Raw genomic sequence first — 19,463 nt, 5'->3', positions numbered from 1 at the left:
AAATTAACAAGACTAATGAAGAAAAGAGACTTATACGAAGTATTAGGAGTTGATAAAAACGCCACACCGGAGCAAATTAAAAAAGCCTACCGTAAGAAAGCTATTGAATTTCACCCTGATAAAAACCCGGGCGATAAAGTAGCGGAAGACAAGTTTAAAGAAGCAGCAGAAGCCTACGAAGTTTTAGGCGATGCTGACAAAAAAGCACGTTACGACCAATACGGCCATGCAGCCTTTGACGGAGCCGGAGGATTTGGCGGAGGTGGTCACCACATGAACATGGATGATATTTTCAGCCAGTTCGGTGATATCTTCGGAGGAGCCTTTGGTGGTGGATTCGGAGGTTTTGGTGGCGGTGGCGGCCAACGCAGAATGAAAGGAAGCAACCTTCGTATTAAAGTAAAGCTTACCTTGGAGGAAATTGCTCACGGGGTAGAGAAAAAAGTAAAAGTTAAACGTAAAGTTCAAGCACAGGGTGTTACTTACAGAACTTGTCCAACGTGTCATGGTTCGGGTCAGGTAACGCGTGTGACCAATACAATTTTAGGTAGAATGCAAACATCTTCTCCGTGTACTTCTTGTGGTGGAACGGGTCAAATGATTGACAGTAAACCAGCTGGGGCCGATGCACACGGAATGATTCTGGAAGACGAAACCGTATCGATCAAAATTCCTGCAGGAGTAGTAGATGGTATGCAGTTAAAAGTTTCATCAAAAGGAAACGACGCACCGGGAGCAAATGGTATTCCGGGAGATTTGATTGTGGTGATTGAAGAAGTCGAGCACGAAACGTTAAAACGTGAAGGCGAAAACCTGCATTACGATTTGTACATTAGTTTTGCTGAAGCGGCTTTAGGAACATCTAAAGAAATTGAAACCGTTGGAGGTAAAGTGCGCATCAAATTGGAAGAAGGTATCCAATCCGGAAAAATTCTTCGTTTAAAAGGAAAAGGAATTCCAAGTTTGAACAGTTACGGAAGTGGTGATTTGCTGGTTCATGTAAACGTTTGGACACCGAAAACCTTAAACAAAGAGCAAAAACAATTCTTCGAGAAAATGATGGAAGATCCTAATTTTGTTCCGAAGCCTGAAAAATCAGACAAGTCTTTCTTTGAAAAAGTAAAAGACATGTTTTCATAATTTTTTTATTGTTATGAGTATTCATAGCAATTTTTTTCCCATCCTGATGCAAATTAGGGTGGGTTTTTTGTGTAACAAATTCACAGATCTCGCATCAAATACTTACATTTACAAAAACAAAATATATTCATGAGTTCAATTCTTGAAGTGCATAATGTTGTCAAGCAATATGGCGATTATACCGCGCTGAACAGCGTTTCGTTAACTGTACCAAAAGGCAGTATTTACGGGCTGCTTGGCCCCAATGGTGCCGGAAAAACCTCTTTAATACGTATCATCAACCAGATTACCATGCCCGACGGCGGTCAAGTCATTTTGGATGGCGAAAAACTAGCTCCCAAACACGTGCAATTCATAGGTTATATGCCGGAAGAGCGTGGCTTGTACAAAACCATGAAAGTGGGCGAGCAATGCATGTACCTTGCGCAATTGAAAGGGATTTCCGCTTCCGAGGCAAAAAAACAACTTAAATATTGGTTCGAAAAATTCGAAATCGAAAGCTGGTGGAACAAGAAAATTCAGGAATTGTCCAAAGGAATGGCGCAAAAAGTACAGTTCATCGTAACAGTTTTGCATCAGCCTAAACTATTGATTCTGGACGAACCGTTTTCAGGTTTTGATCCGGTTAACGCGAATTTAATCAAGGATGAAATCATCGAACTCAACAAAAAAGGAACATCTGTGATTTTTTCAACGCACCGTATGGAAAGTGTGGAGGAAATGTGCGATCATATTGCCTTAATTCATAAATCGAATAAATTAATCGAAGGAAAGTTAATCGATGTTAAAAAATCACACCGAACCAATGCTTATGAAGTAGGGATTTTATCCAATAATGTTGAGCGTTTGATGTACGATTTGACCCAAAAATTCAAATTAGAACAAACCGATTTCAAATCGTTAAACGACGAATTGAAATTACAAGTACAATTAAACGGAGCTGCTCCAAATGAGTTGCTTAACATTTTAACGCAAAACGGGCAAGTGACCCATTTCGTGGAAAAGATTCCGAGCATCAACGATATTTTTATTCAAACTGTAACCAAACAATAATGGGAGTTTTATCACTTATCATAAAAAGGGAATTTATTGCCAAAGTGCGCAATAAATCGTTTATCGTAATGACATTTTTAAGTCCGCTTTTAATTGTCGGGATGTCATTTTTGATTGGTTATTTAGCGAGTATGAATGAAGGTGAAGTAAAACGAATCGCGATTCACGACCAGTCAGGACTGTTTAAAAAAGACTTCAAAAATTCCAAAGAAACAGTTTATACAGATTTATCCGCAATGCCGTTTAAAGCAGCAAAGGATACGGCCAGTAAAAGTTATGAAGGTTTGATTTACATTCCTAAAGTAGCCAATCCGAAAGATTTGGTAAACAAAGTGGAATACATTTCCGATGACAGCCCAAGCATGGAATTCATCATGGAAATGGAAGACGTGATCGACCATCAATTAACCCAAAATAATTTAAAAGAACTTGGCTTTGATTCTTCCAAAATTGACAGTGCTCAGGTGAAATCCGATATTCATATCCAGAAATTCTCTGGAGAAAACTCCTTAAAAGGCTTGAACGAAATCAAGATCGGTATTGGTTCGGCTTTCGGGTATTTGATTATGATGTTCATCATCATCTACGGAAACTTTGTAATGCGCAGTGTGATTGAGGAAAAAACGAACCGTATTATCGAAATCATCATTTCTTCGGTGAAACCGTATCAGTTGATGATGGGGAAAATCATTGGAAATTCTTTGGCGGGAATCCTTCAGTTTGCAATTTGGGCTATTGTTGGGGTCGCGCTTTTGATTGGAGTTTCTTCGTTTTTTGGAGTACAAACCGGAGCGCAGGCTGCTGTAGATCCTGAAATTGTTACTGCAGCGCAACAGCAAATGGGAGGAACGATTCAGTTGTATATCAATGAAATATGGAATTTACCCATAGGAACGTTAATTGCCTGTTTCATCATTTATTTTATTGGTGGTTACTTTTTGTACAGTTCTTTATATGCAGCCATTGGAGCAGCTGTAGATTCTGAAACCGATTCTCAGCAATTCTTATTACCGATCATTATGCCCTTAATGTTAGGGGTTTACGTAGGTTTCTTCACCGTTATGAACGATCCGCACGGAACGGTGGCTACAATATTTTCCATGATTCCGCTTACTTCTCCAATTGTAATGCTGATGCGTATTCCGTTCGGAGTGCCTTGGTGGCAGCTGGCCATTTCCATTACATTATTGTTTGGAACATTCCTTGGGGTGGTTTGGTTTGCTTCTAAAATTTATCGTGTGGGAATTTTAATGTATGGTAAAAAACCGACTTGGAAAGAATTGTTTAAGTGGTTGAAATATTAAAAGCCGAAATTGTTGATTATGAAAAAATACCTGTACACACTACTATTTATTTTTGTTTTTAAAGCATGTTTTTCTCAATCTAAAGAAGTTGAGTTGCCCTCCAATAAGCAGTTGTTTGAGTATAAATTCCTGGATAATCATGGGGTTTATTTCCAATTTGGTAGGATTATGGAGTTTGTAAATCCACCATTAGATAAAAAAATGATGTTGTATTCATCCTCTTTGGAAAAAACGGAAGATATCGATTTATCTAAAATTAGTTTGGAATTGGAAGGTATTACAACTCCAACAGGTAGATTGTCAGGTTTTTACAGACAAGCTGCAACAGCATTCAGCGAGAAAAATTCCCATTATTTTTCATCTAACAATGAGCAGAAAATCATTGAGGGTAAAAAAAACAGAGGGCCTTTAAAAGAAGTTATAAAAGTATTTAACACAGATTCGCATCAAATTTGTTTCGGAAAACATGAAAAGAGAAAGTTTAAATCGATCATGGCAGGGACAGAGTATACTGACTTGTATTTTTACATGACTGATGTTAAAACTCTTGCGACCAAACTTGTTAAGATCGACCTGCCTATGCAGTCATTTCCCAATGCCAGAGTGTTTTATCAATATCAAAGTCATACTAATGAAAAGGTTTTTTTTATCCTGAATGAACTTTACAACGACAATAAAAAGAACGTTTGTGCTTTGGTTTCTTTTGATTACGAAGGGAAACTGATTGATAATATTCCTTTTACAATGGAATTGGAACAAGAGAAAATTTTTAATAAGTATACTAACGGAGGCAGTGAAAACAGTATATTGAAAGGTTATAGAAGGGACTATGCTGTTTACGAATCAACAGATGGAGGTGCTGTTAAATTAATGATTGCCCCTAACCAAAACAGTTTTTATGTTTATGGATTGTTTAGCACAAAAGATAAGAAGGATGAGCAGGTTTTAGGAGGGTTTTATATTCATAAATTTGATTCCAAAGGAAATCTGCTTTGGAAGGTGCAAAAAGATCATCGTAATGATCAGGATACACAAAAGAACTATGTTACAGGTCAAACTTTTAAACTGATATTTTTAAATAATAACTCTTTAGGGTTTTGGTGTAAACGATTTTTGTCGGATGTATCTGTTTTTTATAAAATCAATCTTGAAAATGGTGAGATTCTAGAAAATAAACCCACAACTATATTAGGTGCTGTTGATTTTGAATTTAGCCGTAAAAAAGCCTTTGGAGGATTAAAAGATTCCGATTTGTATATTGCCGATGGGTCGGATAAAATAAGAATGGATATGAATACTATTTGTGCAATAAATTTCAATGCTGATGTAAAACAATATATCAATGGAAAGGTTGGAGTGAAATTTGCAGCACATTTATTTGAGAATGGTATTTATCTCATTGAAGAAAACAGTAAAGAAAATCAATACAAGCTTTTAAAATTTGACTGGTAATTAAGCGTTTGAGTATTGAGAAATTTTAATGTTTACCTTTGTAATTAAAGAAATTCAACAGAATGTCAAAAATATTAATCATCGAAGACGAAGCAGCAATCCGTAGAGTTTTAACCAAAATCCTATCGGAAGAAAGCGATACCTATAAGGTAGACGAAGCTGAAGACGGTCTTCAGGGCTTGGAGAAAATCAAGAACGAAGACTATGACTTGGTGTTGTGCGACATCAAAATGCCAAAAATGGACGGTGAAGAAGTACTCGAAGCCGTTAAAAAAATAAAGCCTGAAATTCCGATGGTCATGATTTCCGGTCACGGAGATTTGGAAACTGCAGTAAATACGATGCGTTTAGGCGCTTTTGATTATATCTCCAAGCCACCGGATTTGAATCGTTTGTTAAACACGGTTCGCAACGCATTAGACCGTAAACAACTCGTAGTGGAAAATAAAATCTTGAAAAAGAAAGTTTCCAAAAACTATGAAATGATTGGGGAAAGTGATCCTATCAATCAAATCAAAGAAATGATTGAGAAGGTAGCGCCAACCGAAGCACGAGTATTAATCACCGGACCTAACGGAACCGGGAAGGAATTAGTGGCGCATCAGCTGCATGAGAAAAGCGAGCGTTCTTCGGCTCCTTTAATCGAGGTAAACTGTGCAGCCATTCCATCGGAGTTAATCGAAAGTGAATTGTTCGGACACGTAAAAGGAGCCTTTACTTCTGCCGTGAAAGACCGCGCTGGTAAGTTTGAAGCTGCAAACGGTGGAACAATTTTCTTGGATGAAATAGGGGATATGAGTTTATCGGCACAAGCAAAAGTATTGCGAGCTTTGCAAGAAAATTTAATCCAAAGAGTAGGAGCAGACAGGGATATTAAAATTGATGTTCGTGTGGTAGCCGCTACTAATAAAGACCTGAAAAAAGAAATCGCTGAAGGTCGTTTCCGTGAGGATTTGTATCATCGTTTAGCGGTAATTTTAATTAAAGTTCCTGCTTTGAACGACCGTCGTGACGATATTCCGTTATTGATCAATCATTTTGCCGATAAAATTGCTTCCGAGCAGGGTAATGCGGTTAAGCAGTTTTCAAATGGTGCTATAACATTATTGCAAGAATACGATTGGACGGGAAATATTAGAGAATTGAGAAACGTTGTTGAACGTCTAATTATTTTAGGCGGAAACGAAATTTCAGAAAATGATGTGAAGCTGTTTGCTTCCAAATAAATTAAGAATCAAGAAGAATGCAATTAAAAAAAATAAACTCTAACCTGCAAAAAGCATTAATTGAGCACGATTTAATTGAAGCCAACGAAATGCAACAGGAAACATTTTCTACCATCAAAAGCGGTGCAGATGCAGTGATTCAATCCATCGGTGGAAGTGGAAAAACCACAACGATTGTACTTAACGTAATCCAACGTTTGGAAAAGGCACACATGATGTCACCCAGAGCTCTGGTCATTGTGGAAGACAAAGAGAAAATGCTTGAAATGCTCGAAATGTTTTCTGTTTTAGGGAAATACACTGATTTACGCGTTTACGGAACCCACGATAAAAGCGATTTGGATTATGACAAGAACCAAATTTCTGTCGGGATTGATGTTTTAATCGGAACACCGACTCGTCTAAACGATATGTTTGCTACGGCGGGTTATGATGTGAACCAATTGAAAATGTTTGTTGTGGATGATGCCGATGCTATTTTCAAAAATCGATTGGAACCAAAAGTAACCAGGATATCAGACAGTATTGCTAAAACGCAGCGTCTTTTCTTTTGTACAGTCATCACCGAAAAAGTAGAAATCATGGCCGATAAAATTATGATTGAGCCGCTCTTTTTCGAAATGGACGATGAAGAATAGTTTATAGATAAAATAAAAAAAGCCTCGATTTAACCGAGGCTTTTTTATTTATTGCTTAATGATTTTGTAAGCTGTCTTTTTGTTTTCGGACTCTAATGTTATAAAGTAGATTCCGTTTTTTAGAGCGGATAAATCCAGTTGAGTTTCTTTCGAATTAACTTGCTTCTCCAAAACTTGCTGCCCTAACTGATTAATAACAGTAATTTGGTTAAGTAGCGTAGTTCCTTTAATAGATATATAGTCAACAACCGGATTCGGGCTTAAAGTAAAAACAAGGTTGTTAAAGTCGTTTACCCCCAAATTCGGTTGAACTGTGACGTCTGAAACTATTGGTGTGCCATAGCAGTTTAAAATTGTACGTGGAGTGATAAAGTATGTTACTGTTCCAGATACTGATGGGTTAATTAATGTAAGTGTTTGGTTGATTGTATTTCCACTACCTGAGCTTGCACCATTTACATTATTGGAACTGACGGTCCATGAATAATTCGTACTATTTTGATTGCTCGATAAGCTCAAATTGGTTGTTTGTCCTGAAGAAATCTCCTGATATGGTGGAGTTAAGGTTGCTACAGGGTTAGGAAATACATTTACAAATACTTGTCGAGGTGTTCCGGTACATCCATTTTCTGTAGGAGTGATGTTATAAATTACTTGACCACCGGTATTTCCGGTTGTTGAAAGTGTTTGCATAATCATGTTTCCGGAACCAGCACTAGCTCCGGTTACACCAGATTGAATGCATGTCCATGTAAAAGTTGTATTGGGAGTTGAGCCAGCCATTGAAATCATCACTGTTGCACCTGAACATATTGATGGAGAACTAGGTGTATTAGCCATAGAAGGTACAGGTAAAACAGTAATAGTTTTCGATCCTGAAATTGAGGAAGTACATCCTAATGAAGTAGAAACACTTACCAAATTATAAGTTTTGTTAGAGGTAAGCGACATTGTTGATATTGAAGCGAAACCTGATTGGTTTAAAGTAATCGTTTGGTTTGGACCTCCATTTATATTGTAAGTTATGGTACTGTAAGCTGTGCCTGAGAAAAAAACAGTTGCAGAATTTCCATAGCAAACAGACGATGGATTTGAACTGATAGCTGCTGTTGGTAAAGATTCTATGATAATATAGGTTGAAGTTGTAAATGCAGGACATTCTGAGGTAGCAGACAGTGTATAGGAGATGTTGTAACCTCCTGGCAAACTTTGAGAAGGGTAAATTTGGCCCGTCGTAGAATTAAGAACTAAACCAGAGGTACTGGAAAATACACCTCCCGTGAAATTGTCAGTTCCACTTATCATAACTTGAGATTCTGCCACGCTAGTACAGTACACATTTTCAGGATAAGAAATAGTTGCTGTTGGACAAGTAATAGTATCATCTGTTTTAGCTGATGCAAACGAAAAGCTAATCGTCAGTAATAAGAATAAAGTAAAAAAAAATTTCAAAGTTGTCGTGTTTTTATTTATTGCTTTATGATTTTATAAGTTGTCTTTTTGTTTCCAGACTCTAATTTTATAAAGTAGATTCCGGTTTTTAGAGCAGATAAATCCAGTTGAGCTTCATTAGAGTTAAGCTCCTTTTCTAAAACGTTCTGTCCTAATTGATTGATAACATTTATATGGTTAAGAATTGCATCTCCTTTAATAGATATGTAGTCAACAACCGGATTCGGGCTTACAATGAAACTATTTTTAGTGAAGTCGTTAGTTCCTAAATTAGGGTTAACCGTCATCTGAACAATATTAGACATGCCTACACAACCATTTACAGAAGGAGTTATAGTATAGGTAACATATCCTGTCTGATTTGAGTTAATTGTTGAAAGTTGTTGGAAAATTGAATTTCCGCTTCCTGAAGTTGCCCCAGTAACATTATTTGAACTTACCGTCCAAGTATAAGTAGTTCCTGGAATAGTACTCGAAAGGACAATGTTGGTTGTGTCACCTGAATTTATGGTATTTCCAGGAGTGCTTGGGGTTACATTGGGTGTTGGATAAACCGTAACCACAACTGTATAAGGTGTTCCAGGACATCCATTCGCAGTTGGTGTAATAGAGTAAACCGCTTGACCCGGACTAGTTCCCGTTGTGCTTAGTACTTGCATAATCATGTTCCCAGTTCCTGCACTGCCTCCAATCACTCCGGCTTGAACACAATTCCAAGTAAAGGTCGTATTAGGGCTAGAGCTTGTCATGTTTATCATAGTCATGGATCCCGAACATATGGTCTGGCTACTTGGTGCAGCTGTCATAATAGGACTTGGTAAAACCGTAATTATAACCGATTCCGAAAGGGTACTTGTACAGCCACTAGAAGTTGATACGCTTACTAAATTATACGTAGTGTTTGATGTTAATGGAGGTGTAGTTATCATGGCGTTTCCAGCCGAATTTAACGTAATGGTTTGGTTTGGTCCACCGTTTACATTATAAGTAGCTGTGCTGTTTGCAGTTCCTGTAAAGTAGATCATCCCTGAATATCCTGAACAAATTGTTTGGTGATCACTAATCATTCCCCATGGGGCCTCGTTTACAACTACTGTAGCTGTGGCTATTACAGCTGAACAGCCTGGACCTGAAGGAATCGTATAAGTTACAGTATAAGTTCCAGATGTGCTTTGGGAAGGTAAAATCGCTCCGGTTGAAGCGTTAATCGAAAGTCCTGCTGGTGAGCTCGAAAAAGTACCACCGTTATAAGTATTTGTTCCTGTAAGCATTACAAATTGAGTAGGAGAATTTGAGCAGAATGAAGATTCTGGATATGATATTGCAGCTGTTGGACAGGCAACAGTTTCTTTAGTTTTTGCAGATGCAACGCAAAAAGTAATTGCAAAGAATAAAAACAGAGTAAAGATTTTTTTCATAAAAAGGCTTTGATATCTTCTGCGAAAATAGTCTTTCTATTTAGAATTAAGTAGTTTAATCTTACTTTTTATACTTCAGGTAACTTTAAAGCTCAAGGTTTTTTTTCATGCTTGATGATTTTACTCCGATTAAATAAGTTTTAAAAGCTTATTTTTTTAATCGGTTGTACTTTTTTAAAGCATTTAGTAACGCCTCATGCGGCAGGGCAAATATTTTATTATTGTTGATTCCTTCCATGTCTTCAGCGGCAATTAATGTATTGATAATTGCTTCTTCGGTTGCCTGAACTGTAGCTTTAAAAATTGGGTTCAGATGTTCTTTGGGAATGACCTTCCAGGTTTGCATTGTTCCTTTTTCGTTAGTAATCGGTTCGGCAGTAGAAAGCGCTAAAAAGATTTCTCCCGAGCTGTCGTTGCTAAAAGTGCCGGTGCGCGCAATTCCGTGAGCAACTCTTTTTGCTACTAGTTTTAACTGACTTGGAAGAAGTGGGGCATCTGTGGCAATAATTACTATTGCAGAGCCGTCTTTACGCTTCGCATCATTTAAAATAGGTTTATATTCTTTGATTTCTTTGCCAACCGGTACACCTGCAATCATCAGATCCGATCTGCCGCCAAAATTCGCCTGAATGAATACACCCAGAGTGTATTGTTTTCCATCAATGGTAAATGTTCTTGATGCCGTTCCGTTTCCTCCTTTAAAAAGATAGAGTGCCATACCGGTACCGCCACCAATATTTCCTTCCTGAACAGGTCCATCTTTTGCATTGTCCAAAGCTTCCCAAACATGTTCTGTTTTTACGTGAAAACCGTTGATGTCATTAAGCATACCGTCCCAAGTTTCAGCCACAATCGGAAGACCAAAAGAGAAATCGGTAAAGTCGCCTTCAGAGAATTTTTTGTAGTTCCACTGACCAATTGCATCACGAACGGTTCCTACGCTATTGGTGTTGGTAATTCCAATTGGGCCGTAGCCTAAACCATAGTCTTCTATATTGGCTACACCTGTCATTTCGCCGTCTCCGTTTAAGTTGTACCAGGCAATCGGGTAATTTTTAGGAGTTTTTCCTTTTGGAAGAATTACGGTTACTCCAGTGCGCACCGGTCCTTTGCTGACATCTAATTTACCATTGCCTTCAATCAGGGTTTTGTAGCCTACTTCAATTCCGGGAACATCAGTGATCGCATTATTTTTACCAGTTGTGCCCTCAAAAGGAATCCCTAATTCGCGGGCTCTTGGTTTGGTTTGTGCGTTTGAAATTAAAACGGATAGTAAAAGCGTAGTTATATGAATTCGTTTCATTTTAATTTATTTGATATATCAAGCAATTTTAAAAATAAAAACGAAAAGTCTTATATAAAAGTTTGTTAATTTTTTCAAATGCCTGAAAATGTACTAATATTTTACAAACGATTGGCCGTTTTTGAAATTGCAGAGTCTTCAGATTCAACTATCTTTGCACCTTCAAAATCGAATTTTAGAACAAAAACATGATTACAGTAAACGACATCGCGGTAGAATTTGGCGGAACGACATTGTTCAGCGACATTACTTTTGCCATCAATGAAAATGATAAAATCGCCTTAATGGGTAAAAATGGTGCCGGGAAATCGACACTTTTAAAAATTGTAGCGGGTGAAAACAGACCGAGTCGTGGTGGGATTTCTGCACCGAGTGATGCTGTAATCGCTTATTTGCCACAGCATTTGCTTACTGCTGATGATTGTACAGTTATGGAAGAAACTTCCAAAGCATTTGCTGATGTGTTGAACATGAAAAAGGAAATCGACGAAATTAACGAGCAACTAACAATCCGTACTGATTACGAAAGTGACCAGTACATGAAATTGATCGAACGTGTTTCGGAACTTTCTGAAAAATATTATTCGATTGAAGAAGTAAATTACGAAGCTGAGGTTGAAAAAGTACTGAAAGGTTTAGGTTTTGAAAGAGAAGATTTTACGCGTTCCACTTCCGAATTTTCAGGAGGTTGGAGAATGCGAATCGAACTGGCAAAAATCCTTTTAAAGAAACCCGACTTAATTCTTTTGGATGAGCCTACAAACCACTTGGATATGGAAAGTATTCAGTGGCTTGAAGAATTTTTAGTTAACCAGGCAAAAGCGGTAATGGTAATTTCCCACGACCGTGCTTTTGTTGATAATATTACCAATCGAACCATCGAAGTAACAATGGGACGCATTTACGATTACAAAGCGAAATATTCCGATTATTTGGTGTTGCGCCAAGACCGAAGAATTCATCAACAAAAAGCCTACGACGAACAACAAAAATTTATTGCAGATAATCAAGCTTTTATTGAGCGTTTTAGAGGAACTTTTTCAAAAACGGAACAAGTACAATCCCGTGTGCGTATGCTTGAAAAATTGGTTCTTGTTGAGGTGGACGAATTAGATACATCAGCATTAAAACTTAAATTCCCGCCTTCGCCACGTTCGGGACAATATCCTGTGGTTGTGGAAGAATTGTCAAAATCGTACGGTGATCATGTGGTTTTCAATAATGCCAGTATGGTAATCGAGCGTGGTCAGAAAGTTGCTTTTGTGGGTAAAAACGGGGAAGGAAAATCGACCATGATTAAAGCGATCATGAAGGAAATTGAGCATGATGGAGGAAAATTAGAAATCGGACATAATGTTCAGGTGGGCTATTTTGCTCAAAATCAAGCTTCATTACTGGATGGAGAACTATCCATTTTTGATACCATCGATCAGATTGCCGTAGGCGATGTGCGTACCAAAATCAAAGATTTGTTGGGTGCGTTCATGTTCAAAGGTGATGATATCCAAAAGAAAGTTAAAGTGCTTTCCGGAGGAGAAAAAACACGTTTGGCGATGATTAAATTATTGTTGGAACCGGTAAACGTTCTGATTCTGGATGAGCCAACAAATCACTTGGATATGAAAACCAAAGACATCATCAAAGACGCTTTAAGAGATTTCGACGGAACGTTGATTTTAGTTTCTCACGACCGTGATTTCTTAGACGGTTTAGCTGAAAAAGTATTCGAATTCGGTCACAAACGCGTGAAAGAACATTTTGAAGATATTAAAGGTTTCCTTGCTCATAAGAAGATGGAGAGTTTAAAGGAAATTGAGAAATAGTTGTAAATTAAAAGGGATAAGAAATAATTTTTTTATCCCTTTTTTAATTCTATTTATTAAGGGTTAACTTAAAAATGTTTGCTTTTAATTCCTCCGTGTCATTGTCTTCGCAAAGTAAGAAGGTAAGCTCTTTTTCGGTTTCTTTATAAAGTGTTAAGCCTTCAAATTTATGCGCATCGGTAATTTTTTTGGTAAAGCCGATTTTCATGGTTTTCGTGTCAATGCTTCCGATAATGCTGCCTAAAACTTCGCCGTCATTATAAGTCGAATCGGTGTTTTCAGCCGTAGCCAGAAAGTAGATTTTATCACCAACCAAAACCGCATCGGTAAAACTGGTTCGTATGCCTTTTATTTTAGGAAGTTTGTACTGGTTGGTAATGATGTTGAATTCTTCCGTTAGGTTTTTGCCCTGAACGGTAAACACGATATTTTTTCCTTTGGCGCCATTTCCTCTGTTGAAGAAATACCATTCGTTATCCTTGCGCACCACGCCTTCAATGTTTAAATCGCCTTCGGGTAATTCGGCGAAAGTTTGCATGGACAGGTATAAATCACTTAAATCAGTAGTGGTTTCAACGGCTCTGGTTTTTGTGTCTAACTGTACCATTTTAGTTCTTTTTTCGGTTGAACCAGAACCGAAAATGTAGATTTTGTTATCAAATTCGGTTATTGCTTCAAAATCGGGTTTGTCTTTTTTGGCGATGTTTTCTGATGGGTTTTCCGTTAACGGATGGCGTTCCAGCACTTTGTTTTCAATGTTGTATTCGTATAAATAACTGCTGTTGTCGCCCACAACCAATAGCTGATTGTTTTTGAACATTAGTCCGGAAGCGGAACCGATACCGATAATTTGAAACAAGATTTCCAAGGTGAATTTATGCATAGCGTTGTGTTCAGGTTTAGCCCCGATAGGAGCGGCATCCTTTTTTAAAGGTGGTTGAGACTCTCGAAATGACTTTTAAAAAAGATACAGCGGATAGCGGGAACGAGCTCCTAAAATTACTTATATTTACGAATATAAACCGAAAAATTATGGCAGTATTTAATCCCGACGATTTTAAAATCACCAAAAATTTTACGATAAGCGATTTTCCAACGGAATTACAAACGCATCTTGACGATGACGATAAAGAAGAAAAGTTAGACAAAGTTCAGGCGAAATTGAGTGAATTGCAAGATGTTATCTATGCGCATAATCGATACGGTGTGCTCATTTGCTTGCAAGGCATGGATACTTCGGGTAAAGACAGCCTGATTCGCGAAGTTTTTAAGGAATTTAATCCGCGCGGGGTAGTGGTGCACAGTTTTAAAACACCAAATTCTACGGAGCTGGAACACGATTATTTATGGCGCCATTATTTGGCCTTGCCGGAAAAAGGGAAGTTTGCGGTTTTCAATAGAACGCATTATGAAAATGTATTGGTAACCCGTGTGCATCCGGAATATATTTTGAACGAAAACCTACCCGGAATCGAAAAAGTAGAAGATATCAAACCTGAATTTTGGGAAAACCGTTTCGAGCAAATCAACAATTTTGAGAAGCACATCACCCAAAACGGAACGATTGTCTTGAAATTTTATTTCCACATGAGTAAAGAAGAACAGCGTAAACGTTTGTTGCGTCGTTTGGAAGAAGAAGAGCATCATTGGAAATTCTCGCCCGGCGATTTAAAAGAACGCGACCGTTGGGATGATTATATGAACTATTACCAAGAAGCCATTAACAAAACTTCAAAACCTCATTCGCCTTGGTATGTAATTCCTTCCGATGATAAGGAAATGGCGCGTTATATGGTGGCGAAAATCATCTGGGAGGAAATGCAGAAATACACCGATATCAAAGAACCGGAACTGGATGAAAAAGTAAAAGCCGATTTTGCTTTGTATCGCAATCAATTAAGCAAATGATAAAAAAACGCCTTCGATAAAGAAGGCGTTTTTCATTTATATTTTATAGCCATAAGCCAATCGAAGTGAAATCTGACCGGTATTGTATTCACTGTAGTTTTCGTAACGCAAACTGATGTCGATGTGTTTGGTTGCAATCCCTACACCCGGAGCCCACAAAAAAGAGTTTCCTAATTCTTTGGTAGTTCCGAATGCACCACCGGCTTCACCCAACGCATAAATCTGATCTCCTAAAAAGGCCTTGAATCCTAATTTGGCAGGAATAAACCCGGCATCGTCACCGGGACTGAATAAATGTGTGTAACCGGTTGTGGCAGCCAAAGAGGTTTTGGTGGTAAAATCGTATTGCAAGCGTGCGTCTGCTCCCAAACTGAAATCGTATACGTTTTTTAATGGAATTCCTCCGTTAAGCCCATAGCCTAGGCGCCAATGGTGTAGGTATTCCGGCTTGGGTTTGGTTTGTGTAGTTTCCTGAGCTGAGGCATTAATCGAAAATAACATCGCGGTTGCAATCAGTGTCAGGCCTAAAATTCGTTTTACTGTTCTCATAGTTTTAAATGCATTAAATGTTATTGATTCCCTATGAAAACAGCCTTTCCGAGGTTTTGTTTTGTGTGAAACGATAAACTTCTGTTAAAATATCTTAAGGTTTCTTAATAAAATAATGTAAATCTCTGACTTTTAAATAATTGTGTTTTTACTGAAAATCGGCTAAATTTTCAAAATTCTGTACAAATACCGAAAATCTAGTTCTTACCTTTGCCCAAAATTTTGAAAAATGCGTTGGTCTGACTATACAAAAGAATTTTCTGCAAATCTGAAACTGGCTTACCCAATTATTTTGGGAATGTTAGGACATACTTTGGTGAGTATCGTGGATAACATCATGGTTGGAAAATTAGGGCCAACGGAACTTGCTGCAGCTTCTTTGGCCAACAGTTTTGTGTTCATTGCCATGTCCATCGGATTAGGTTTTTCAACCGCAATCACACCTTTAGTTGCTGAGGCAGACGGTGAGAAGAACGTGGATAAAGAACGAACTATTTTCCATCACGGACTGATTTTGTGCACGATTTTAGGAATCAGTTTATTTTCCATCATTTATTTCTCAAAACCGCTAATCAACTATATGGGACAGCCGGATGCAGTGGTGGAGATGGCCAAACCGTTTTTAGATATCGTTGCTTTTTCATTGATTCCTTTAATTATTTTTCAGGGTTATAAGCAGTTTGCCGATGGAAAATCGGAGACGAAAGTTGCCATGTGGGCGAATTTGCTTTGCAACGTAGTACACTTTTTCCTGAATGTGGTTCTAATTTACGGTTTGTGGTTCTTTCCGAAATTAGGAATGCTGGGAGCAGCCTACGGAACAGTAATTTCACGTTTTGTGATGCTGATTTACATTCACTTTTCCTTAAAGCACAAAGAGCGTTTCAGAACTTATTTTGATGGCTTTTCATTTAAAGAATTGCAAAAGGATATCGTTAAAAAGATAGTAAACTTAGGATTACCTTCTTCTATGCAGATGTTTTTTGAAGTGGCTTTGTTTACAAGTGCTGTTTGGCTTTCCGGACGTATCGGGACTAGTGCACAGGCAGCCAATCAGATTGCTTTGAGTTTAGCAACATTTACCTTCATGTTCGTTTCCGGATTGGGTGTTGCCGCAATGGTTCGCGTAGGAAATTATAAAGGATCACAGGATTTTAAAATGCTGCAGATCGTGGCGCGTTCCTTGTTTTTACTGGCGATTATAATTCAGGGAATTTTCGCTTTTATTTTTGTGGTGTTGCATCCTTATTTACCGGAATTGTTTATGAATGCGGAAAACGTTTCGCAATTGGCAGACAGTTCCGAAGTGATTTCCATTGCTGCTCATTTAATCATTATAGCTGCCATTTTCCAGATTTCTGATGGAATTCAGGTTGTGGTTTTGGGCGCGTTACGTGGATTGCAGGATGTTAAAATTCCAATGTATATTACCTTTATCGCTTATTGGTTGATCGGTTTTCCAATTTCGATTTACTTAGGGGTGTACACCGACTTGAAAGCCATTGGGATCTGGATCGGATTATTGTCCGGATTAACGGCGGCCGCACTATTTTTGTATCTTCGCTTCAATCATTTGAGCAACAAGTTGATTGAACAGAACCATAACTAAAAATTTATAACTCATAATTCATAATTTATATGGAATTACCAAAATTCGTATTAGCAGACAACACCGATTTTCCGGACGATATTTTCATCATTCACTTAGAATTTCCACGTTTTTTAATCAATTTGAAAGACGATTCAGTAGAATTTTTAGAAGACATTGATGAAGAAGACGAACAGGAAATGGAATCTGAAATGGAACATTTGATTACCTTGGCGGGAGAGTTTTACGACCGTGAAATGGAACGCTACGAGGACTAAAAAGTATTCAGTAGACAGTCGCAGTTAGCAGTTTTTGTCTATTTGTGATACTTGTTCAAAAGCAGTTGAGCGGCAGCAAACGGTGAAATCTCATTGTTTTGTACCGCTTTTTTGTTTTCTTCCAGCAGTTTTTGGATTTCCGGATGGTTGTAAAAATTCTGTTTTAGCTGTTCGTTGATGGTTTCAATCAGCCAGTATTGATTTTGCTCCTTGCGTTTTTGTTCGAAGAAACGATTCTCTTTGGTTAAGTCGAAGTATTCGGTAATGGTTTCCCAAACCTCTGCAATTCCTTCGTTATGAAGTGCACTGCAAGTGGTTACTTTCGGCGACCAGCCTGAGTTTTTCATTGGGAACAGGTGCAAAGCGCGGTTGTATTCGGTTTTGGCCAATCGGGCGCGTTTTATATTGTCACCATCCGCTTTATTGATTACGATTAAATCCGCCATTTCCATAATTCCGCGTTTAATTCCCTGAAGTTCATCTCCAGCACCGGCTAAATTCAACAGCAAAAAGAAATCGACCATACTGTGAACTGCGGTTTCACTTTGACCTACACCAACAGTTTCAATCAGAATTGTATCGAATCCACAAGCTTCACACAAAATAATGGTTTCACGGGTTTTTCTAGCCACACCTCCTAAACTTTCACCGGAAGCACTTGGACGGATATAAGCGTTTTCATCTTTTACCAATTCTTCCATTCGGGTTTTATCGCCTAAAATACTGCCGTGCGAAATAGAACTGCTCGGATCAACAGCTAAAACCGCTACTTTCTTTCCAAGGGATGTCAAAAATTTTCCAAAAGCTTCAATAAAAGTCGATTTTCCAACACCGGGAACGCCTGTAATTCCAATACGTAAAGATTTATTAGCATGGGGCAAACAGCCTTTGATTATCTCGTTAGCTTTTTCCAGATGTTTTTCACTGGTACTTTCCACTAAAGTGATGGCACGGCTCAGTGAAGTTTTATCGCCTTTTAAAATGTTGGCAATCAGTTCATCGGCTGTAGGTTGTGTTCGACGAAACTTCTGGATTTGTTCCACAGAAGCAGCACTAATGCTTTCCGGTTGCTGAATTCCGTCATTTTCTTTTAAAGCCGAAGGATGTGATTTTCGTAGCGCCACAATATTCAATTATGCAGTAAAAATAAAGAAAAAGTGCACAACATTCAATAGAAATGGAACATTGTGCACTTTCATAGTATGAAATCAGAAATTAATAGGCAGCGGTAAAACGCACTTGATGGTGTTTCGGATTTTCGGTTTCATCGGCAATGACCACGGCTAAATCTTCTACAGATAAAATGCTTCTGTTGTTTTGATCAAAAACCGGATTCTCTAAGCCTAAGCGATATTTTCCGGTTCTACCGGTTGTGATTCCGGCATGCATTTCGAAAGCGGGACTGAAAAACGTCCAATCCAACTCTTTTTCTTCTTTGATGATGTTCAGATAATCTCTCGCTGCGGAAGCTCCTGCATGGTATTCTTTTGGGAAATCCGGTGTGTCAACCGCTTGTACATTCGGCGCAACGAACAAACTTCCCGCACCTCCAATGGTAATAAAACGTTTAACACCTGATTTTTTTACTGCTTGCTGAATCGATTTCGAACCGGCGATAAAATCATCGTAAATGTTTGGGTTGGTCCATCCGGAATTGTAAGCGTTGATTACTACATCATTTCCTTTTAAAGCTTCTGCTAAATCCTCTGAATTGAAAACATCTGCTTTTACCCAGTTGGTCTTGTCATCAGATTTTGGGTTTCTCACAATTGCGGTGATTTCGTGATTGCGATTTGAAATTTCGTTTAAAATGGCAGAACCTACAAAACCTGTGGCTCCAATAATGGCTACTTTCATATGTGTATAATTTAATTGTTATAAAAAATGTTACAGTTTTAATTAAAAAAATAGGTTAGAATTTCTCCACGAAATCCGCCAGTGTGAGCTTTTGCAGTTGCAGGCTAATGGTTTGATTCAGATTGTTGTACAAATCATCGAGATTATGGTTGATTTTCTTTCCAACGGGGCATTCCGGATTTGGTTCGTTTTTGGAAAAACCTAAACTGGCCTTGTCAAACGTGATTTTAAAAACGTCCTCTAAAGTCACTTTATCGGCAGAAACTAAAAGCTTGACACCACCGTTTTTTCCTTCTTTACTTTCTACTAACTTATGTTTTTTCAGATTCGAAATTTCTTTGCGAACCAGTACCGGATGAATGTTCAAACTCCCTGCAATGTAATCCGAAGCCATAAACTCCGTTGGGAATTTGGCTAACAGAGTCAAAATGTGGGTGGTGATGGCAAACTTACCGGAAATCATAACTGTAATAA

The 19,463-nt window shown here is 38.1% G+C and carries 18 protein-coding genes; 10 read left to right on the top strand and 8 right to left on the bottom strand.

Annotated elements, in window-relative coordinates:
- Positions 1-15 precede the first annotated feature (15 nt).
- The 6 genes from dnaJ (at position 16) to LZZ90_RS06410 (ending at position 6,813) form a co-directional block, all read left to right on the top strand.
- Complete coding sequence (gene dnaJ / locus LZZ90_RS06435) at positions 16-1,140, top strand: molecular chaperone DnaJ (RefSeq protein ID WP_237789868.1); 1,125 nt, start codon at positions 16-18, stop codon at positions 1,138-1,140.
- A 129-nt stretch (positions 1,141-1,269) separates the two neighbouring features.
- Positions 1,270-2,193 carry an ABC transporter ATP-binding protein gene (locus LZZ90_RS06430; protein WP_237789867.1) on the top strand — a complete coding sequence of 308 codons (924 nt, stop codon included), beginning with the start codon at positions 1,270-1,272 and terminating at the stop codon, positions 2,191-2,193.
- On the top strand, positions 2,193-3,497 hold the full coding sequence (locus tag LZZ90_RS06425; protein WP_237789866.1) for an ABC transporter permease: 1,305 nt from the start codon (positions 2,193-2,195) through the stop codon (positions 3,495-3,497). Before LZZ90_RS06430 ends, LZZ90_RS06425 begins: the two co-directional genes overlap by 1 nt.
- 267 nt (positions 3,498-3,764) lie before the next feature.
- Positions 3,765-4,949 (top strand): hypothetical protein, encoded by a 1,185-nt coding sequence (locus LZZ90_RS06420; protein WP_237789865.1) that lies wholly within the window; start codon positions 3,765-3,767, stop codon positions 4,947-4,949.
- A gap of 62 nt (positions 4,950-5,011) precedes the next feature.
- Positions 5,012-6,175 (top strand): sigma-54 dependent transcriptional regulator, encoded by a 1,164-nt coding sequence (locus tag LZZ90_RS06415; protein WP_237789864.1) that lies wholly within the window; start codon positions 5,012-5,014, stop codon positions 6,173-6,175.
- Positions 6,176-6,192: 17 nt separating this feature from the next.
- Entirely contained in the window at positions 6,193-6,813 is a 621-nt protein-coding gene (locus LZZ90_RS06410) for a DEAD/DEAH box helicase (RefSeq protein WP_237789863.1), read from the top strand.
- Positions 6,814-6,861: 48 nt separating this feature from the next.
- Here the strand turns inward: LZZ90_RS06410 and LZZ90_RS06405 are convergent, their stop codons facing one another.
- The 3 genes from LZZ90_RS06405 to LZZ90_RS06395 form a co-directional block, all read right to left on the bottom strand.
- A complete protein-coding gene (locus LZZ90_RS06405; RefSeq protein ID WP_237789862.1) occupies positions 6,862-8,265 on the bottom strand; it encodes a PKD-like domain-containing protein in 1,404 nt (467 codons plus the stop codon).
- Between the two features lie 17 nt (positions 8,266-8,282).
- Positions 8,283-9,683, bottom strand: a complete 1,401-nt coding sequence (locus tag LZZ90_RS06400; RefSeq protein WP_237789861.1) for a PKD-like domain-containing protein — start codon at positions 9,681-9,683, stop codon at positions 8,283-8,285.
- Between the two features lie 148 nt (positions 9,684-9,831).
- Positions 9,832-10,986: a P1 family peptidase gene (locus LZZ90_RS06395; protein ID WP_237789860.1), complete on the bottom strand. Its 1,155-nt coding sequence runs from the start codon at positions 10,984-10,986 to the stop codon at positions 9,832-9,834.
- A gap of 188 nt (positions 10,987-11,174) precedes the next feature.
- Between LZZ90_RS06395 and LZZ90_RS06390 the strand changes: the two genes are divergently transcribed.
- Positions 11,175-12,809 carry an ABC-F family ATP-binding cassette domain-containing protein gene (locus LZZ90_RS06390; RefSeq protein WP_237789859.1) on the top strand — a complete coding sequence of 545 codons (1,635 nt, stop codon included), beginning with the start codon at positions 11,175-11,177 and terminating at the stop codon, positions 12,807-12,809.
- Between the two features lie 49 nt (positions 12,810-12,858).
- Here the strand turns inward: LZZ90_RS06390 and LZZ90_RS06385 are convergent, their stop codons facing one another.
- Positions 12,859-13,692: a hypothetical protein gene (locus tag LZZ90_RS06385; protein ID WP_237789858.1), complete on the bottom strand. Its 834-nt coding sequence runs from the start codon at positions 13,690-13,692 to the stop codon at positions 12,859-12,861.
- Between the two features lie 149 nt (positions 13,693-13,841).
- Between LZZ90_RS06385 and LZZ90_RS06380 the strand changes: the two genes are divergently transcribed.
- Positions 13,842-14,717, top strand: a complete 876-nt coding sequence (locus LZZ90_RS06380; protein ID WP_237789857.1) for a PPK2 family polyphosphate kinase — start codon at positions 13,842-13,844, stop codon at positions 14,715-14,717.
- A gap of 36 nt (positions 14,718-14,753) precedes the next feature.
- Here the strand turns inward: LZZ90_RS06380 and LZZ90_RS06375 are convergent, their stop codons facing one another.
- Positions 14,754-15,266, bottom strand: coding sequence for a hypothetical protein (locus tag LZZ90_RS06375; protein ID WP_237789856.1), 513 nt, complete (start codon positions 15,264-15,266; stop codon positions 14,754-14,756).
- A 229-nt stretch (positions 15,267-15,495) separates the two neighbouring features.
- Between LZZ90_RS06375 and LZZ90_RS06370 the strand changes: the two genes are divergently transcribed.
- Both LZZ90_RS06370 and LZZ90_RS06365 read left to right on the top strand, forming a co-directional pair.
- A complete protein-coding gene (locus LZZ90_RS06370; RefSeq protein ID WP_237789855.1) occupies positions 15,496-16,875 on the top strand; it encodes an MATE family efflux transporter in 1,380 nt (459 codons plus the stop codon).
- 29 nt (positions 16,876-16,904) lie between these two features.
- Positions 16,905-17,132 carry a hypothetical protein gene (locus LZZ90_RS06365; protein ID WP_237789854.1) on the top strand — a complete coding sequence of 76 codons (228 nt, stop codon included), beginning with the start codon at positions 16,905-16,907 and terminating at the stop codon, positions 17,130-17,132.
- Between the two features lie 38 nt (positions 17,133-17,170).
- Here LZZ90_RS06365 and meaB read toward each other — a convergent pair whose 3' ends face one another.
- From meaB to LZZ90_RS06350, 3 genes are all read right to left on the bottom strand, one after another.
- Positions 17,171-18,256 (bottom strand): methylmalonyl Co-A mutase-associated GTPase MeaB, encoded by a 1,086-nt coding sequence (meaB, locus tag LZZ90_RS06360; protein WP_237789853.1) that lies wholly within the window; start codon positions 18,254-18,256, stop codon positions 17,171-17,173.
- A gap of 91 nt (positions 18,257-18,347) precedes the next feature.
- Positions 18,348-18,989, bottom strand: a complete 642-nt coding sequence (locus LZZ90_RS06355) for an NAD(P)-dependent oxidoreductase (RefSeq protein WP_237789852.1) — start codon at positions 18,987-18,989, stop codon at positions 18,348-18,350.
- A 55-nt stretch (positions 18,990-19,044) separates the two neighbouring features.
- Positions 19,045-19,452: an Rrf2 family transcriptional regulator gene (locus LZZ90_RS06350; RefSeq protein ID WP_237789851.1), complete on the bottom strand. Its 408-nt coding sequence runs from the start codon at positions 19,450-19,452 to the stop codon at positions 19,045-19,047.
- Positions 19,453-19,463 lie beyond the last annotated feature (11 nt).

Source organism: Flavobacterium sp. SM15 (assembly GCF_022012335.1).
Classification (GTDB): Bacteria; Bacteroidota; Bacteroidia; order Flavobacteriales; family Flavobacteriaceae; genus Flavobacterium.
The sequence above is the reverse complement of the archived record's forward strand: the minus strand, read 5'-3'. Positions and strand labels throughout refer to the sequence as shown.